This is a genomic window from Corynebacterium crudilactis (assembly GCF_001643015.1).
GTDB lineage: Bacteria > Actinomycetota > Actinomycetes > Mycobacteriales > Mycobacteriaceae > Corynebacterium > Corynebacterium crudilactis.
The window spans coordinates 2,113,292-2,131,148 of sequence record NZ_CP015622.1 but is presented as its reverse complement, the minus strand read 5'-3'; the positions used below and the strand labels follow the sequence as shown (position 1 = coordinate 2,131,148).

General features: G+C 51.5%; 16 protein-coding genes, 1 tRNA gene, 1 other RNA gene and 1 pseudogene. 11 read left to right on the top strand and 8 right to left on the bottom strand.

Features of this window, described 5'->3' with window-relative positions:
• The first annotated feature begins 36 nt into the window (after positions 1–36).
• The gene (locus ccrud_RS09930; protein ID WP_066566930.1) at positions 37–1,089 is read left to right on the top strand and encodes an alpha/beta fold hydrolase; all 1,053 of its coding nucleotides are present in this window, start codon (positions 37–39) and stop codon (positions 1,087–1,089) included.
• Positions 1,090–1,210: 121 nt separating this feature from the next.
• On the opposite strand, the gene ccrud_RS15760 is transcribed toward ccrud_RS09930, so the two are convergent.
• A complete protein-coding gene (locus tag ccrud_RS15760) occupies positions 1,211–1,561 on the bottom strand; it encodes a hypothetical protein (RefSeq protein WP_245670411.1) in 351 nt (116 codons plus the stop codon).
• A gap of 5 nt (positions 1,562–1,566) precedes the next feature.
• Between ccrud_RS15760 and ccrud_RS15755 the strand changes: the two genes are divergently transcribed.
• Positions 1,567–1,866 carry a hypothetical protein gene (locus ccrud_RS15755; protein WP_245670423.1) on the top strand — a complete coding sequence of 100 codons (300 nt, stop codon included), beginning with the start codon at positions 1,567–1,569 and terminating at the stop codon, positions 1,864–1,866.
• 28 nt (positions 1,867–1,894) lie between these two features.
• Here ccrud_RS15755 and ccrud_RS15750 read toward each other — a convergent pair.
• A pseudogene (locus ccrud_RS15750) lies at positions 1,895–1,993 on the bottom strand (DUF1707 domain-containing protein); the annotation flags it as partial.
• Positions 1,994–2,247: 254 nt separating this feature from the next.
• Here ccrud_RS15750 and ccrud_RS09915 point away from each other — a divergent pair.
• Genes ccrud_RS09915 through ccrud_RS09905 form a run of 3 tightly spaced genes read left to right on the top strand, consistent with a single transcriptional unit; the run spans position 2,248 to position 4,923 of the window.
• Positions 2,248–3,240, top strand: coding sequence for an ABC transporter substrate-binding protein (locus tag ccrud_RS09915; protein WP_066566914.1), 993 nt, complete (start codon positions 2,248–2,250; stop codon positions 3,238–3,240).
• Positions 3,237–4,130: an ABC transporter permease gene (locus tag ccrud_RS09910; RefSeq protein ID WP_066566911.1), complete on the top strand. Its 894-nt coding sequence runs from the start codon at positions 3,237–3,239 to the stop codon at positions 4,128–4,130. Before ccrud_RS09915 ends, ccrud_RS09910 begins: the two co-directional genes overlap by 4 nt.
• A 1-nt stretch (position 4,131) precedes the next feature.
• Entirely contained in the window at positions 4,132–4,923 is a 792-nt protein-coding gene (locus tag ccrud_RS09905; protein WP_066566907.1) for an ABC transporter ATP-binding protein, read from the top strand.
• A gap of 70 nt (positions 4,924–4,993) precedes the next feature.
• On the opposite strand, the gene aceE is transcribed toward ccrud_RS09905, so the two are convergent.
• Entirely contained in the window at positions 4,994–7,762 is a 2,769-nt protein-coding gene (aceE, locus tag ccrud_RS09900) for a pyruvate dehydrogenase (acetyl-transferring), homodimeric type (protein ID WP_066566904.1), read from the bottom strand.
• A 687-nt stretch (positions 7,763–8,449) separates the two neighbouring features.
• Between aceE and ccrud_RS09895 the strand changes: the two genes are divergently transcribed.
• Complete coding sequence (locus ccrud_RS09895; protein WP_066566903.1) at positions 8,450–8,881, top strand: DUF3052 domain-containing protein; 432 nt, start codon at positions 8,450–8,452, stop codon at positions 8,879–8,881.
• Positions 8,882–8,991: 110 nt separating this feature from the next.
• Positions 8,992–9,064 (top strand) — tRNA-Val (locus ccrud_RS09890).
• A 163-nt stretch (positions 9,065–9,227) separates the two neighbouring features.
• Here ccrud_RS09890 and ccrud_RS09885 read toward each other — a convergent pair.
• Genes ccrud_RS09885 through ccrud_RS09875 form a run of 3 tightly spaced genes read right to left on the bottom strand, consistent with a single transcriptional unit; the run spans position 9,228 to position 11,410 of the window.
• Positions 9,228–10,232: an SURF1 family cytochrome oxidase biogenesis protein gene (locus tag ccrud_RS09885; protein ID WP_082868809.1), complete on the bottom strand. Its 1,005-nt coding sequence runs from the start codon at positions 10,230–10,232 to the stop codon at positions 9,228–9,230.
• Positions 10,233–10,266: 34 nt separating this feature from the next.
• Positions 10,267–10,767, bottom strand: a complete 501-nt coding sequence (locus tag ccrud_RS09880; protein WP_066566901.1) for a low molecular weight protein-tyrosine-phosphatase — start codon at positions 10,765–10,767, stop codon at positions 10,267–10,269.
• A complete protein-coding gene (locus tag ccrud_RS09875; RefSeq protein WP_066566898.1) occupies positions 10,754–11,410 on the bottom strand; it encodes an HAD-IA family hydrolase in 657 nt (218 codons plus the stop codon). The genes ccrud_RS09880 and ccrud_RS09875 overlap by 14 nt, the downstream gene beginning before the upstream one ends.
• An 83-nt stretch (positions 11,411–11,493) precedes the next feature.
• Here ccrud_RS09875 and ccrud_RS09870 point away from each other — a divergent pair, with 83 nt between their 5' ends.
• The 4 genes from ccrud_RS09870 to rnpB all read left to right on the top strand — a co-directional run bounded on the left by ccrud_RS09870 (position 11,494) and on the right by rnpB (position 15,083).
• Positions 11,494–12,654, top strand: a complete 1,161-nt coding sequence (locus ccrud_RS09870; RefSeq protein WP_066566896.1) for a Nif3-like dinuclear metal center hexameric protein — start codon at positions 11,494–11,496, stop codon at positions 12,652–12,654.
• A gap of 30 nt (positions 12,655–12,684) precedes the next feature.
• Positions 12,685–13,404 carry a zinc ribbon domain-containing protein gene (locus ccrud_RS09865; protein ID WP_066566894.1) on the top strand — a complete coding sequence of 240 codons (720 nt, stop codon included), beginning with the start codon at positions 12,685–12,687 and terminating at the stop codon, positions 13,402–13,404.
• Between the two features lie 15 nt (positions 13,405–13,419).
• Entirely contained in the window at positions 13,420–14,595 is a 1,176-nt protein-coding gene (locus ccrud_RS09860; protein ID WP_066566892.1) for a bifunctional RNase H/acid phosphatase, read from the top strand.
• Positions 14,596–14,668: 73 nt separating this feature from the next.
• Positions 14,669–15,083, top strand: an RNA gene (gene rnpB / locus ccrud_RS09855) — RNase P RNA component class A.
• Positions 15,084–15,430: 347 nt separating this feature from the next.
• On the opposite strand, the gene ccrud_RS09850 is transcribed toward rnpB, so the two are convergent.
• On the bottom strand, positions 15,431–16,663 hold the full coding sequence (locus tag ccrud_RS09850) for a benzoate/H(+) symporter BenE family transporter (protein WP_066566884.1): 1,233 nt from the start codon (positions 16,661–16,663) through the stop codon (positions 15,431–15,433).
• A gap of 172 nt (positions 16,664–16,835) precedes the next feature.
• Complete coding sequence (locus ccrud_RS09845; protein ID WP_066566881.1) at positions 16,836–17,552, bottom strand: SDR family oxidoreductase; 717 nt, start codon at positions 17,550–17,552, stop codon at positions 16,836–16,838.
• Positions 17,553–17,857 lie beyond the last annotated feature (305 nt).

Below are 17,857 nucleotides of genomic sequence, written 5' to 3'. Positions count from 1 at the left end.
CCCAAACTACCTCAAAGCGCTTGTAGTCTAAGACTTATGGATAAGGATCGTGGTCGGTTTCGTCAGAGTGCGCGCAAAGCGCGGTTGAAAGCGACCCCGAATGGTCGCAGGCGGTTGTGGTTGGAACGTGGCGAGGCTTTTAGTAAGAACCGCACCCCCGGTTTGGCTCATGTTGATCGGCACACCATCGTTGAGTCCGATGGCATCAAAATTCACACGTTTATGGTGGGCCCGGCAGAGAATGCAGCTGCCACAGTCGTGTTCATCCACGGTTTTACCTTGGCAGCAGATGTTTATTATATGCAGGTAGATTATTTGCGGGCCTGCTATCCGCAGGTGAGAAGCGTGCTTATCGACGCCCGGGGCCACGGCGCCACCGGCAAGGTGAGCCCCGAGCTCTGCACCATCGAAGGAACCGCAAACGATGTGGTCGCCGCAATTAGGGAACACGCGCCAACCGGGCCACTCATTTTGGTGGGGCATTCACTTGGCGGACTCACTGCTTTAAACCTGGTGAAACGCGCCGATAGTGAACTCCGCGAAAGAATCGTCGGCATGGTCCTTGTAGCTACCTCGATTGAATCGCTGTCTACGCAAGGTATCCCACAAGTGTTGGCATCTCCATTGGCAGATAACGTGAAAAATGTTGTGGAAGCTGCACCCAATGATGCTCAGAAATTCCGCCAGTATTCCACCAAATTTCTCGCGCCCACTTTAGCCACGGCTGTGTTTCAGCGAGACACCAATGATGAAGTGATTGATTTCCACGCAGCCATGATTCATGAAACACCCCTTGATACCTTTGTGGGCTTTTTTGATGATCTCCAAGAACACGATGAACTTGATGCAGCACCTGCCCTTAAAGGATTGGATGGCTATGTACTAGCGGGTGAATTAGATGATGTCACTCCGATTAGTCAGGCTGATCGTATCTGTGAGGTGTGGTCTGGTGCACGCCTGCAAATAGCGGAAGGCGCAGGGCATATGTTGCCTTTGGAAGCTCCGGGAATTTTAAACAATGCGATCTCAAATATTCTTGACGCACTGTCTGAAAGAGAAAACCAGACACAGCAACCAGTATCTATGTGAAAATCTTAGAGTTTGGTCACCTGGTCTGGCTCGGGGTTTATAAAACCAAACCAGGAGACCACGAACCTACGGTTTTTATAGGTTCGTGGTCGCTCTGTCTGCTCTGCTGAATGAGAATCCGTTATTGAAACATCTTTTGCCAGAAACCAAAAGGCTCATTGGGGTGTTTGGTGAATACTTTTAATCCGGATGCTCGAGAAGTACCGGTGATGATCACACGCGGTGCACCAGGAATTGGGTTGGATGTTTGTACTTTGAAATCAGACCAGTTTTTGGATGTCATCTGGACTTCCACATGAACACCAGGTGGGACCACTAGGGTCATGGAAGCCATCGTCATGGTGACATCAAAAGTAATTACAGGAGCTGCAGCAGTTGCATGACGAATATCTAGAAAAAGATCTGCACCGTTGAGCTTATAGGCAGAATAAGCGGGAACTAGCCACTCGCCAGATTTCTGAATGGATCCCATATTAGATGTTTCAGGTTCTGGTACCTGTCCAGGATGCGGTAAATGACCACCCATTGGTATTCCGCCCTGTGGGCTTGGCGGATATTGATTCGGCCGCGTTGGTGGTTGATGCAGTGGCGGCTGCTGTTGGTTTGGTGGATAGTGTCCTGGTTGCTGGGGTAGAAACTGTGGGCGCTGCTGCAGGGGTTGGTTATAAGGAGCCTGTTGAGGTTGCTGTGCCTGCTGGGGAAAAGCCTGCGGTGGAACTGGAGGGCCTCCAAGGAAGCGTGCGCGAATCCTCATTAACTCGCCTAGATTATCTGTAGACCACACAGTATCAACCACATTTTGGTAGGTATCTAGGTCGAGTCTTCCCTGGCCAACGAGCCGGGTGAGTTCTGATTGAAGATATTCGCGGTCAGAGTCACTGGGTTTATTTGAGGAAACATTCATGGTGCTACCCACTCTAGTCTTTGGCTTTAATGAAAGGGGAGAGGATCTGAGTTTATTAAGTGTGCGCTGACTGTACATAAAAATGGCAGAGGCTGAGTGCTAAATGGTGCACCCGATGTGCAGCAGTAATTGCGCATATGACACGGGGAACAAGTAAGTTCTAAACATGAGACATTTCACATATGGCTCTGAATTGAGAAATGTGTTGACGCTGTCTGCCCCCTTTAATAATTAATCCTTTAAGGAGATGTGCCATGTTTTCTTCCCGTTCGAAGGTACTCGCAAGCATCTTTACTGTTGGTGCGCTAGCTTTGGCCTCGTGCTCTAGTGATTCCAGCGATAGCTCTGCATCGACTGATTCTGCAGGTGGAGAGTCCTACCGTGTGGGCATTAATCAGCTTGTGCAGCACCCAGCACTTGATGCTGCTACTGCAGGATTCAAGGAAGCTTTTGAAGATGCCGGCGTTGATGTCACTTTCGATGAGCAAAATGCTAACGGTGAGCAGGGCACTGCACTGACTATTTCCCAGCAGTTTGCATCGGCAAATTTGGATCTAGTGTTGGCGGTTGCCACTCCAGCAGCTCAGGCTACTGCACAGAATATTACTGATATCCCGGTGCTGTTTACTGCTGTAACTGATGCCGTGTCAGCTGAGCTGGTGGATTCTAATGAAGCTCCGGGAAGCAATGTCACTGGAACATCAGATATTGCGCCAATCGAGCAGCAGCTAGAGCTTTTGCAGCAGTTGGTTCCAGAAGCTAAGTCCATCGGAATTGTCTACGCATCTGGTGAGGTTAACTCCCAGGTTCAGGTCGATGAAGTAACTAAGGCTGCAGAGCCACGCGGATTGTCTGTTAAGACGCAGACTGTCACCACTGTTAATGAGATTCAGCAGGCTGTGGAAGCACTCGGCGATGTCGATGTCATCTACGTCCCAACCGACAACATGGTGGTATCTGGTATTTCTTCCCTCGTGCAGGTTGCTGAGCAGAAGTCGATTCCAGTGATCGCAGCAGAATCCGGCACCGTTGAAGGTGGCGCATTGGCAACTCTCGGTATTGATTACACCGAGCTGGGCCGTCAGACTGGTGAAATGGCACTTCGTATCCTTCAGGATGGCGAAGACCCAGCAACCATGCCTGTAGAAACCGCAACTGAGTTCACTTACGTGATCAACGAGGATGCTGCGGAGCGTCAGGGCGTTGAAATCCCTCAAGACATTTTGGATAAGGCCGACCGCGTATGATTGGCGCTTTTGAATTCGGACTGCTGTACGGAGTTGTCGCATTAGGCGTCTTCTTGACGTTCCGTGTGCTCAATTTTCCAGACCTTACAGTGGACGGCAGTCTCACCACCGGTGCAGCTACTGCAGCAACAGCTTTGATATCTGGATGGCCTCCAATTTTGGCTACCGCAGCTGGGTTTTTCACTGGTTTTTTGGCTGGCATGATCACTGGCTTGCTCCATACCAAGGGCAAAATTGATGGCCTGCTTGCCGGTATTTTGACCATGATTGCCTTGTGGTCAGTGAACTTGCGCATCATGGGTGGTGCGAATGTGCCACTGTTGCGCACCGATAATCTCTTCACTCCGCTTCGCGACGCCGGCCTTCTTGGCACATGGGCAGGCCCGGCGATCCTCGCCGTTGCAGTTGGTGTGTTGGGACTAGTCGTGATTTGGTTCCTCAACACCGACATCGGATTGTCTTTGCGTTCCACCGGTGACAATGGGCCCATGGTGCAGTCCTTTGGCGTATCAACTGATTTCACCAAGATCTTAACGATCTCCCTTTCCAACGGTTTTGTTGGACTGGCCGGTGCACTCATTGCGCAATATCAGGGATTTGCAGATATTTCGATGGGCATTGGTCTGATCGTTATTGGTTTGGCTTCTGTTATTTTAGGCCAGGCAATTTTCGGTCAACGTCGCGTTTGGCTCGCAGTTTTAGCGGTTGTCGTTGGTGCGATTGCTTACAGGCTGATTATTTTCGCAGCGCTGCGCGTTGGACTTGATCCCAATGATATGAAGGCAATTTCAGCAATCTTGGTTGTTGTTGCCATGTTGCTTCCAAGGTGGCGTGCAAAGTTTTCTAAAGCACCCAAACCAAAGGCACAACCTGTTGGAGTGGAGGCTTAAAATGTTATCCATCAACGGAATTTCTAAGACATTTTTCCCAGGCACAGTCAATGAGCGTAGAGCTTTACAAGAGCTACAACTCGATATTGCTGAAGGTGATTTTGTCACCGTCATCGGTTCCAATGGAGCTGGCAAATCGACGTTGCTAAATGCTGTTTCAGGTCGATTGATTGTTGATTCCGGCACCATTTCCATTGACGGAAACAAGGTCAATAAGATGTCAGAGCACAAGCGTGCTCGCTACATCGGCCGTGTGTTCCAGGATCCGCTCGCTGGCACTGCACCGAACCTCACCATTGAGGAAAACCTTGCGATTGCTTTGCTGCGCGGAAAGCGCCGTGGCGTGGGAATGGCTCTAAGCACCAAACGTCGTGAGCTTTTCACCACTGAGCTCAAGCGTCTTGAACTAGGGCTGGAGAATCGTCTGACCGCTAAGGTTGGCTTATTATCTGGTGGCCAGCGACAGGCATTGTCATTGCTCATGGCTGGTTTTACGCAGCCTAAAATTATGTTGTTGGATGAGCACACTGCGGCACTGGATCCACAGCGCGCAGACCTGGTGACATCTTTGACACAGAAGATTGTATCGGATGGAAATCTAACCACCCTCATGGTTACGCACAACATGGAACAGGCAATTCGCCTGGGTAACCGCTTGATCATGATGCATGAAGGCAGAATTGTCTATGAAGCTGATCAAGCCACCAAGTCCAAATTGACCGTTCGTGATTTGCTGCAAGAATTTGCCAACATCAAGGGCGCGACATTGTCCGACAAGGCGTTCCTCGGCTAAAAGCCTGCTTTACGACGAATCCCCCTGCCAGACTAACGTCTGGCAGGGGGATTACCGCTTCTTAAAGGATTTATTCCTCAGGAGCGTCTAGATCTACTGAAACACTAGTTGGATCGTTGAGCTTGAACTTCTCTGCAGCCTGGGCAGCGACAGAAACGTCGATCTTGCCTTCGCGCACGAGAGAGTTCAGTACTGCAACAACAACGGACTCAGCATCGATGTTGAAGAAACGACGAGCAGCTGGGCGAGTATCGGAGAATCCGAAACCATCTGCACCGAGAACGGTGTAGTCGCCAGGAACCCATTCGCGGATCTGGTTTGGCAGATCGGTAGCGAAGTCAGATACTGCAACGTAGGGGCCAGAGGTCTGCTTCAGCTGAGTGGTAACAAAAGCCTCTGCGACATCAGCGCTTGGATTACGCAGCAGTGCCTTGTTGCGTGCAGCGCCATCACGAGCCAGGTTAACCCAAGAGGTTGCAGAGTAAACGTTTGCACGTACTCCGTAGTCAGACTCGAGGATCTGCTGTGCCTTAAGCGCCCACTGCATACCAACACCAGAAGCCAAGATATTAGCCTCATGGCCAGTTCCTTCGCCGCGGGAGTAAAGGTAGATGCCCTTGTGCAGGCCTTCTACGTCAAGTCCTTCTGGCTCAGCTGGCTGAGGAGTTGGCTCGTTGTAGATGGTGATGTAGTAGATAACATCCTCGCCCTTACCTGGGCCGTACATACGATCAATGCCGCGGTGTACCAGGTGCGCGATCTCATAAGAGAATGCAGGGTCGTAGGACTCAACACCGTGGTTGGTGGATGCCAAGATAGGGGAGTGACCATCCATGTGCTGGAGGCCTTCACCAGTCAAGGTGGTACGACCGGCAGTCGCGCCAAGGAGGAAGCCACGAGCCATCTGATCGGCTGCTGCCCAGACAGAGTCACCAGTGCGCTGGAATCCGAACATCGAGTAGAAGATGTAAAGCGGAATCATAGCCTTGCCATGGGTGGCATAGGAGGTACCTGCAGCCATAAACGATGCCATGGAGCCAGCCTCGTTGATACCTTCGTGCAGGATCTGTCCTTCTGGTGCCTCGCGGTAGGAGAGCATCAGGTCATGATCTACAGGAACGTAGTTCTGACCATGAGGGTTGTAGATCTTCAAAGTGGGGAACCAAGAGTCCAAACCGAAGGTACGTGCCTCATCAGGGATAATTGGGACGATACGATCGGCTAAGCCCTTATCGCGCATCAATTCCTTGAAAGTACGAACAGTTGCCATGGTGGTAGCAATCTGCTGCTTGCCGGAGCCCTTACGGACAGAGCGAAGCTTGTCCAGTGGTGGAACCTGAAGTGGTTCGTAGTTCTCGCGACGTTCTGGCAGGTAACCGCCCAACGCTGCGCGACGTTCCTTCATGTACTTGATTTCAGGAGCGTCTTCACCTGGGTGGTAGTAAGGAGGAAGGTAAGGATCCTTATCCAACTGCTCATCCGTGATTGGGATGCCCTGCTTGTCGCGGAATAGCTTCAGATCATCAAGCGTCAGCTTCTTCATCTGGTGGGTTGCGTTACGGCCTTCGAAGTTGTGTCCGAGTCCGTAGCCCTTGATGGTGTGAGCCAAAATGACAGTTGGGCGATCCTTGGTTTCCATCGCACGCTTGTAGGCAGCGAAAACCTTACGGTAATCGTGTCCACCGCGTGGAAGCTTCCAGATCTCCTCATCGGTCATGTCTTCAACGAGCTTGGCGGTGCGTGGGTCACGTCCGAAGAAGTGCTCACGAACATATGCGCCGTCGTTTGCCTTGAAGGTCTGGTAATCACCATCGGAGGTGGTGTTCATGATGTCGACAAGAGCGCCATCCTGATCCTTCTCTAGAAGTTCATCCCACTCGCGACCCCAAACAACCTTGATCACAGACCAACCTGCGCCACGGAAGAAGGACTCGAGTTCCTGAATGATCTTGGTGTTACCACGGACAGGTCCGTCAAGACGCTGCAAGTTGCAGTTAACCACGAAGGTCAAGTTATCCAGGTTGTTCAGTGCAGCCTGCTGAATAAGGCCACGTGATTCTGGCTCATCCATTTCGCCGTCGCCGAGGAATGCCCAGACATGCTGGTCAGAAGTATCCTTGATGCCACGGTTTTCGAGGTAGCGGTTGAAACGTGCCTGGTAAATGGCATCCATTGGGCCAAGACCCATGGAGACAGTTGGGAATTCCCAGAAGTCCTTCATGCCATGTGGATGTGGGTAAGACGGAATGCCGCCCTGCTCACGAGAAACTTCCTGACGGAAACCATCTAGATCATCCTCAGAGAGGCGACCTTCCATGAACGCACGTGCGTACATGCCTGGTGATGCGTGACCCTGGAAGAAGATCTGGTCACCGCCACCTGGGTGGTCCTTGCCACGGAAGAAGTGGTTAAATCCCACTTCATAAAGGGGGGCTGCACCTGCATAGGTGGAGATGTGTCCGCCGACGCCGATGCCTGGTCGTTGAGCACGGTGCACCATGATGGCTGCGTTCCAGCGGATCCAACGACGGTAACGCTTTTCCATTTCCTCATCGCCTGGGAAGTCAGGTTCCATTGAGGTGGGAATCGTATTGACGTAGTCGGTTGACGTCATTGGGGGAAGGGATACGCGCTTTGCAGATGCACGCTCAAGCAAACGCAGCATGAGGTAACGAGCACGTTCTGGAGAAGACTCTTGAAGTAGACCATCGAGGGAATCCATCCACTCATTGGTCTCCTCTGGATCAGAGTCGTTCAAATAAGATGCCACGCCATCGCGGATCATCGCGAAGTTGGAGTCATCCGAGGGCTTGCCACCAAGTTTTGCTTGATTGGCCATTTCCACACCTCCTGTTGGAATGTTTTATTTAATTTATGCATCCCGGTTTTCCGGTATCGACCTTGGCCGTGCCTAATTGTGGCACACCTAAGAGCACGAACAGTTAACGCATAAGTTATTCACAAGGATACGCAAAATTGCTCTTTTGTTTGTATGGGGTGATGCAAGTGAACCGAAGCACTCATCGTGATTTCATGTATTGATTGATTGAGGGGGTTCCTGGCAATTGTTGTGTACTTCGGCAATAACTTCTCTATGGAAACTAGCTGCATGTTCGTGGGCTCTTGCAAAGTTTTGCAAAGTTTTAATCCAAGACTCCAGGGCTGGTGTGATGTTTCTCTCACGTTTTGATGTGCGTGCATGAAACTACAGGTCTGATGTCCTTTTGTGCAGGTTTGCTAACCATGTAATCCCTATTTGGCGGAGGGGAGAGTGGAGGTGTTGATAATGCTCCTTTTTGCTGAAATTCCAATTTTGAGAGCATTGAATTCACCTTTTCGGGGGAGCTGAATAGCAACGTTGATTCAGGAAAATGGGGGAGGAAAAGGAAAAATTTCCCAGGAAAGGTGGTTCTTCGTATGGGTTGGACGGTAATGTGCATTGCGTATATATCAATAGCCCCACGGATGCATCTTCAAAACATGGGTCCGCTAATACAATGGGGCCAAAACGAGGAGGAATATTAAAGTGGCCGACGCTCCGGGCGCAATCAAGCAAGGTGCCCAGGATTATGCTCAACTACTCGGCATTCAATCGGGTCAGTCCGTTCAAGAAATTGGATGGGATGAAGATTCTGACGAGCTGATCAGCGAGTCCATCGAAGAGGTAATCGGTGAAGAACTGCTCGATGAAGAAACCGACGAGCTGTGCGATGTCGTGCTGCTCTGGTGGCGCGAGGATGACGGCGATCTCGTCGACGGACTTGTAGATTCCATTCGTTCCCTCGCGGAGAATGGTCGCGTCTGGGTATTAACTCCTGGGATTGGTAAAGATGGCGCACTTGCTCCAGGTGTCATCTCTGAATCAGCGCAATTGGCTGGACTTGTTCAGACTAAGGCGGAACGTCTCGGCGCTTGGCAGGGATCTTGCCTTGTTCAGCGCGGAAACAAGAAGCCTTAAAACGCTAATTTCCACGGCCTGAACAGCGATTTTAGGTCTGTGGAGATTGTGTGTTACTATTCTAATCGTTGCTTTCGAGGCCGCCAAGGTGGTTCTAGAAAAGCACGTGAGCGCCTTTAGCTCAGCTGGAAGAGCAGCTGGTTTACACCCAGCAGGTCGGCGGTTCGAGCCCGTCAGGGCGCACAGATATAAAAGCAGGCCATGAAGGTTTTAATTAACCTTCATGGCCTGCTTTTTCGTTTACGCCCACATTTTGCACACGATTGGGAGTATGGGCATAGAACAAGAGAAAACCAGCATCTGTTCCACCGCTGGGAAACAGATGCTGGTTGAAAGCTAAAAGCTCTTAAAAGCGTTCTTCATCTCGCTTAGAGATGTTTTCGTAGTGGTTTCGATGTTGATCACCGTACCGAGAACGTCGTTTGGATGCAGCCTGCGTGATAGTAGGTGCGGTTGGTGCTTCAATAACTACAGCTTCTTCTTCGACAGGCTCAGTGGTATCTAGCGCTGCCATTTGCTGGCGTTCTTCCTTATCTCGGCGACGCTCACGCATTTCAGCCCAAATGAAGTAACCCAATGCAAGTGGTCCCATGACGCCAAAAGCAATCCACTGGAAACCATAAGAGAGGTGGTTGCCACGGTCCATCTGCGGAATTGGCATGGCATTGAGCACGCCAGGTTCACCTTCAGCGACTTGAACATAGTCGGTGCCGAGATCAAGACCGGTGGTGTCACTGATTTGTTCTGTGTGGATGCCATAAACCTGGGTATAGCCACTGTCCTCCATCGGAGCGGAACCTGGCACGCCTTCGTTCTTTCGAGCGAAACCGATGATCGTCACTGGAGTGGAAGGGGCAGCTGCAATCTCTGGGACGATAGTGCCCTCAGAAGAGACGTAACCGCGATTCACAAGTACGATGCGCCCGTTGTCCAATTCAAACGGAGTTAAGGATTGAAATGCTGGGCCGGAATCAACGGGGCGCAGGCGCAGGAGCACTTCACTATCTGGCAGATAATGTCCGGTGAGGGACACACGGAAGAACTCTTGCGTTGAAGGGATCTGGCCGGAGGCGTCGAAAAGCTCTGTATAAGGAACGACGTCGCGCTCGAAGGACTCGACGATCTGCTCGTTGCGTGCGACGATATCGTCATCTTTGTGGAGCTGCCAGGGCGCGAGCATAGAAATCGCGGCATAGGAGAAAGAGACAATGAGCAAGGCGGAAATAATCCAACCAGGCGAGAGAAATGTTTTCCAACCTTTGGTTTTAGTGTGTGCACGCGAATTTCCGGAATAGCGGGTGTTCACGTCATGCCTGTCGTGCCCGGAAGGGCTATTTACCTTGCTGTTCACACTTGTCTACCTTAGGACTTTTTAGCCCAAAGACCTAAGTATTAGAGCCAATGTGATCCTTCACCCATTCCAACAGGCCGGGCAGAGCAGCTTCAATGTTTTCTCGGGTTAATGCGAAATCTTTGGAGGTGCCGTAATAAGGATCGGCAACATCAGCGGTGGGATCGGAGTTGGAGTCAAAGGAGCGCAGGAGACGAATCTTGTCATTGGGCACACCGGTAGCTGCAAGTTCTCTAGCGTGACCGGAATCAAGCGCGACGAAAAGATCTGCGCGTAAATGTTCTGGTCCAAGCTGTGCTGCGCGGTGGGTATCACCGTTATAGCCAGTGGATTTGAGCTCTGCCAATGCTCGTTTATCTGCAGATTGACCCACATGCCAATTACCCATGCCACAGGAGGAGAACGTGACGTTTTCGCTCAGACCAGCCTCAGAAGCTTTAGTTTGCGCGATTACTTCTGCCATGGGGGAGCGGCAGATATTGCCGGTGCATACAAAAACGATTTCTAAAGGTAACGATGTATTAGGCCCAGTCATGGATGATCCTTTCTAGCTCTTCTGCAGTACTAGCTGTAAAACGGGCAGCGCTCCATTCGGTCGCATTTCCGTAACCCCAAGTTACGCCAACGCAGTCGATGCCGAACTCTGCGGAACCTTCAATATCGTGGGATCGATCACCGATCATCAAGATGTCTGCAGGTTCTTCCAGCCCGACGCTTTCGAGGACATGTTTAATCACTGCTGATTTGCTGCGCCTGGTGCCGTTATCGGTGGCTGCGCCCATAAAATCAAAGAGATCAAACATATCGAATTTTCTTAAGACTTTTTCTGCAAAGAATTCACCTTTGGAGGTTGCGGTGCAGAGTCGGAAACCGTCCTTTTTGAGACGAATGAGCAGATCTCTCATGCCGGGGAATTCTTCTGATAAATCCCAGCCCACCAATCCATAATGGTCGAGGTATGTTTTTAGCGCGTCCTGAGCCTGTTCAGCGGTCATTCCTAAGTCTTGGAGAGTCCATTCCATTGGAGGGCCTGGAACTTGGGAAATGCGGTCTTCAGAGGGAATCTCCCATTCTTTTTCCTGCAGAGTGTGCAGGAAAGATGTGCGGATTCCTGGAAAAGAATCCACGAGCGTTCCATCGAGATCAAAAAGCAAGGTTTTCTTTGAAGGTGTTGTCATACCTTTAACTGTGCCAGAATTTTTCAGAGCTTGGCTAGACTTATAAGGAATTGACAAGCGGTAACAACCAGGGGAGTTAATGCGTGATTGAAGTAACCGTTGGCGAAATTCGTCGCATCATGGATGAAGCCTATCCACCGGCATTGGCTGAAAGCTGGGACAAAGTGGGCTTGATCTGTGGCGATCCTGCTGCGTCTGTACGGAAAGTCGGATTGGCTCTGGACTGTACTCAAGAAGTCGCAGAAAAGGCCGTTGCACTGGGACTAGATATGCTGATTATTCATCACCCATTATTGCTTCGTGGTGTCACCTCAGTGGCTGCTGATGAACCTAAAGGCAAGGTTATTCATACTTTGATCCGTGGTGGTGTGGCACTATTTTCTGCGCATACTAATGCAGATTCGGCACGTCCAGGTGTCAACGATAAACTCGCGGAACTCGTCGGCATTAAAGCTGGGCGCCCCATTGCGCCCAGGCTTTTAGGGGGCATGGATAAATGGGGCGTCCACGTTTTACCTAAGGATGCAGCGCCTTTAAAAAAGATGCTTTTCGACGCTGGTGCCGGCGCAATCGGGGACTACCGGGAATGCTCCTTTGAGTTTGAAGGCACTGGACAGTTTCGTCCAGTAGAAGGCGCGAATCCGACGGAAGGGGACGTCGATAAGCTCTTTAAAGCCCCTGAGCTGCGCATCGAGTTTGTTGCACCACGCAACCTGCGCGCCCGTCTCACGTCGGTGCTTCGGGAAGCGCATCCCTATGAAGAACCAGCCTTTGACATTGTGGAAATGCACAGTGCGGAGAGTTTAGAAAACGCTACCGGTTTGGGCCGGATCGGTGAACTTCCCGAGCCCATGCGTCTGGCTGACCTTGTGCAGCAAGTAGCCAACAACCTGCCAGAGACCGCATGGGGCATTCGTGCCACCGGCGATCCAGACCAGATGGTTTCGCGCGTTGCCGTTTCATCAGGGTCGGGTGACAGTTTCTTAAGTGATGTGATTAAGCTCGGTGTGGACGTTTATGTCACCTCTGATCTACGCCACCATCCAGTTGATGAATATTTGCGTGATGGTGGCCCTGCAGTAATCGATACTGCGCACTGGGCCAGCGAATTTCCATGGACTGCTCAAGCCCAGGAAATTTTGCAGGAAAAGGCCCCACAGATCGAGGTTGATGTGATTTCGATCCGCACTGATCCATGGACAATGTCAGCGCATGCGCAACCGTCCATGGACCGTGTGAACTAAATTTTTGAGAACTAAAAAAGGAGACTTCCGATGAAGCTTAACCCCGCACTGCACAAAAACTTGCTCGAGCTGGCAAATACCTTCCGCGCCACCACTGCAGTCTCTGCGCCGAAAACCTCCCCAGAACAGGCAGCTGCAGATGCAGCTGTGGCAGAGCTTTCGCGAAACCGCGATGCAGCGTCAGCTGCACAAATGGCTGTCGATGACATGGAAAATGAAATCCTGCGCATTCAGTCAGATGAGCGCAAGCTTCGTCGCAGGAAGAAAGACGGACAGGATGCACTTGGTGCAGAAACCGATGAAAACCGCCGTCGAGATCTCAACCATGATGTCTACACCGCCAAATCCCGTATTGCTGACCTTATGAGCGAACTGCAGGAAGCACACAACGAGATCCACGCTCTGCGTAACAACCGGGATCTTGCACAGTCACGCGTCAAAGACACCGAACGCAAAGTCGCTGAAGCGCGCGCTGCTGTGGAAGAAGCAAACAACGCTGCTCCTGCCACAGAAGATCCAGCCACCGTGATCGCACGCCTGGAAGAAAAACTACCAGCAGAAGCTCTTGCTGAATTCTACGAACAGCGCCTAGAAAACGGTGTTGGCGCAGCACAATTCAACGGACGTTCCTGCAGCGGATGTGCCATGGTTCTTCCTGCCTCCGGCATCTCCGACATCCGCAACACCCCTAAAGATGAGGTCCCACAGTGCCCTGAGTGCGGCTCTTACCTCATCACAGACATCTCCTAGAAGGATTTTTCTCCAGTGAAATTAGTGATTGAGGCCGACGGCGGCTCCCGCGGCAACCCAGGTATCGCTGGTTCTGGCACCGTGGTTTACTCAGACAATAAAGCAGAAGTCCTCCGGGAAATTGCTTATGTGGTGGGAACCAAAGCCACCAACAACGTCGCAGAATACCGCGGACTGCTGGAAGGCCTCAAAGCTGCCCGAGAACTTCGCGCCACCTCCGTGGATGTCTTCATGGATTCCAAACTTGTGGTGGAACAAATGTCAGGCAGGTGGAAAATTAAACACCCTGACATGAAGGTTCTTGCGCTGGAAGCACGAGATCTTGCCTCTGCCATCGGTGCGGTCACCTATACCTGGATTCCCCGAGAGAAAAACAAACGCGCTGATGCGCTTTCTAATGTGGCAATGGATGCTGCAGCTGCTGGAAAGCCTGAAGGTATTGTTGCTAGCTCTGTCGCTTCTCTGGATACTCCTTCTCCCGCCGCTTCTTCAGCAGGACAAGAGAGCCTCAACTGCTCTGCAACCAAACCTACCAATTGGAACGGTGCTACCACAGATCCAACTAGGTTCCTGCTGCTTCGACATGGACAAACTGCCATGTCTGCTGCACGCCAATACTCAGGTCGCTCTAATCCACAGTTATCTGAGCTTGGTGAAAAACAGGCCGCAGCGGCAGCCCACCGACTGGCACAAACTGGTGGCATTGATGCCATTGTTGCCTCTCCTCTTGCCCGCACCATGCAAACCGCTGAAGCAGCTGCGCAAGCTTTAGGTCTGCAGGTACGTGTAATTGATGATCTCATCGAAACAGATTTTGGCCTGTGGGATGGCAAGTCCTTTGCCCAAGCTCATGAGCAAGATCCAGAACTACATACCAAATGGCTCACTGATACTTCTGTGGCTCCTCCAGGAGGAGAGTCCTTGCAAGCAGTAAGTCGCCGAGTGAAAAAGGCGCGAGAAAGCCTACAACGGGAGTACGGCGCAGCTAATGTCCTCGTAGTCAGCCATGTCACGCCCATCAAGGCAATTCTGCGCCAGGCTTTGGACTCTAGTCCATCATTTTTCCAAAAAGCTCACCTGGATTTGGCATCACTATCCATTGCTGAATTCTATGCAGATGGGCCAACCTGCATGAGATTGTTCAATGACACCTCGCACTTGGAACAATCTTCAAGCACCAGGATCTATTAGCAATTCTTTTCTTTCGACCCCGCAGGAGTTTTAAGTTTTCAGGCTTCGCGGGTGTAATGTAAAGCGTTGCGAATGAGTCGATCGGGTGATTGCGTTCGATGGACTAATAGGGTATTCCCTGTTAAGCATCGGCCGAGGAAAGTCCGGACTCCACAGAGCACGGTGGTTGTTAACGACAACCCGGAGCAATCCGCGGGAAAGTGCAACAGAGAGTAAACCGCCATCAGCTTTTGTTGATGGTAAGGGTGAAAGGGTGCGGTAAGAGCGCACCGGCAGATCAGGTGACTGGTTTGGCCAGGTAAACCCCACCGGGAGCAAGGCATGAGGATGTATCCAATGGTATGTCTGTGCAGGTGTTTAAGGCTGCTCGCCGAGCCTGCAGGTAGCTGCTAGAGGCAGTCAGCAATGGCTGCGACGAGATGGATGATCGCCACTGATTTCCGTTATGGAAATTGGTACAGAATCCGGCTTATAGATGGGCTCATTCGCCCTTTGTGAATTTTGACGGGCATTGCTTCAATATCTGATGCTGATTTTTATCGGATTAGGCGATGCGGAGAACTAAACCACAGTGTCCACAGTTCAGATTTTAGCTTGCCATGGGCCACTCTGGTTTGGTTATCCGAGTTCGAACCAAACACAGCTGCCCACGAAGCCTAAAAACTTTAGCCGTGGGCATTCTCGTGTGGTGTAGTGGAAAATTCCCAGCGTCCTGCTGAAAAACTGCCCTCACTAAAATCGCGATCAAGTGACTAAAAGAGTGGGATCACATACACGTCCACATAGTGCTCAACCCGGGAGCCGACAGGATCAGTGTACTTACAGTATCTGGGCGTTAAGCTTTTTTGGGCTTAGGGTCCATCAACCATGCGATCAGGCAACCAAAGACAATGCCCCAGAACGGAGCAGTGATTCCCAATAAGGTCAGCTCAGAAACCGTGACCAGGAAACATACCAGTGCACCGGTAGAAAAGGGGCCTTTAAACCCTGCTAAGAAGGCATTTTTTAGCGGGGTGAGCATCGCGATTCCTGCTAGGGCGGAGACAAACGAGACAGGCATAGCCAGCATGAATCCGACAAAAGCCGGGGAGAATAATCCCACCGTGATAGCTCCCAAAGCGGTGACCATGGCAGCAGCATAGTGACGCTGGGACTTGCCACTGGCTACGATCAACGCATTGGTCGGCCCTGTCAGGCAGGTGGTGATATTGCCGATCAACGCCATCGGAATTGAGACTAGACCACTGGCTGCTGCAGCAAGGTTAACACCCGGCCTATGTCCTGCGGCCTGTAACACCGCAATGCCCTGGCCGTTTTGCACGATGACCACGGTGATTGTCAGCGGGATCACCAACTCCAGCATTGCCCCCATCGAGAATTCTGGAGCAGTTAAAATTGGGGTTGCGATCACCCCATCATCGAGGATTCCAGAGTTAACCTGACCTGCAAGGATTGCCACCAATGTGCCAGCGACCGCAGCGATCGCTACCGGCGGAGCTACTGCAGCTACCTTTGGCGCAATACTGAGGCCGACAAAGACCACGATCATGGAGATCGTGATGAGTGGATCATCAGTAGCTGCGGTAATAAGATCCAAGCCAAAGCGCAGGAAGATACCAGCAACCATAGCCATGACGATCGTTGCTGGTAATACCGCCATGATTCGGCCGATCACTCCTGTCCATCCCAATAAGAAGACGAGGACAGCTGTTGCCAGATAGGCCCCAATAACTTCACCGAAGGACAAGTGTGTCAGCGCATCTCCGGCGATAACGGTGCCGGGAATAGTCCAGAAGTAGGCCTGTGGACTGCGGTAGAGATAGGTCAGTAGCAAGGTAAGCAGGCCGTTACCGAGGAAAGCGCCGAAGATCCAGGAAGAGGTTTGATCCGGGCTTAAGTTTCCAGCCGCGGCGGCAGCCAATATCACGGCGATGGGGCCAGAGGCTGAGAAGATCAGCGCAACCAGGCCGTTACCGATCTCCTGCGGGCCAATATCGTGGATGATTTCACGGAAGGTGGGACGCGGTAGATGTGGACGTTCAATCGCCAGTAGCGGACTAACACCCATAACAGGCTCCTAACGAAGATGGGTCAAACAGAAAGATAAACACTAAAGAGGACAACACTGGATTAATGCGCAGGGAGGAGATCTTTGAAGCCTGAGTACTTAATCGAGGATATGGCACCCCAGCCAAGAACAGGCTGGGGTGCCAGGGGTATACGGTCAAGATAAAGAGTTATTAGGCCTGATCGCGGGGCATGATGTGAATACGGTCAATGTTGACATGAGCCGGCTGAGAAGAAACCCAGCGAATGGCTTCGGCGATATCTGCTGCTGAGAGGTTGAGCTTGTCGGCATATATCTGTGCTGCCTTGTCTTGGTTACCGTCGAAACGCACGAGGGAGAAGTCGGTCTCCACGCGGCCTGGATCGATTTGGGTAACTCGGATCGGGTCACCGACATGTTCTAGGCGCAGTACGCGGGTGAGTGCTCCTTCGCCAAACTTTGCTGCGTTATAACCCGCACCACCGGCATAGGCAGTAAATGAAGCCATAGAGCCAATGTTGATGACGTGGCCTTTCGAAGCGATGAGCTTGTCGAGTAATGCCTTGGTCATGCGCAGCGTACCCAGCACGTTGGTTTCGTACATCCACTGCCAGTCCTTCAGGTCAGCATCGCGGATAGAGTCCATTCCCTTTGCGCCACCAGCGTTGTTGACCAGTAAGTCAACTCGTTCGAGTTGGGAAGCGAGGTTGTCTACAGACTCCTGAGAGGTGACGTCTAGCTCGATGGCGGTGCCACCAATTTCTTCGGCAACGGCCTTGATTTTGTCGGTGCGACGTGCAGCGACGATAACATGCCAGCCTTCCTGCGCCAGTGCCTGTGCAGTAGCCTTACCTATTCCAGAGGAGGCACCAGTAACTACTGCAATTTTTTTGTCGCTTGAAATACTCATGCAGTCTATTGTGACCTGGGGCATAATCTATCGCACGTCCCCACCCCCGTTGTTAAGTGAGCTCTAAGGGTGAAAGGGGAGACCTTGTTATGTCTTGGCTGGTTACCCCTCAATCCAGGATGTTCGCATGGCGTACGAAAGTACCCCCACCGAACGGTGACTGGATTTACCTAGGCGACACAAGTGATAGAGATGGGACTGCTGGCATCTGTGCAAACGTTTTCTGAGTCTGACACTTAAATCGCACTGAGAGGTTTGGCTGACAAGCGCTTCTCGCAAAGTTGAGTTCATTTCATGCTGCATAG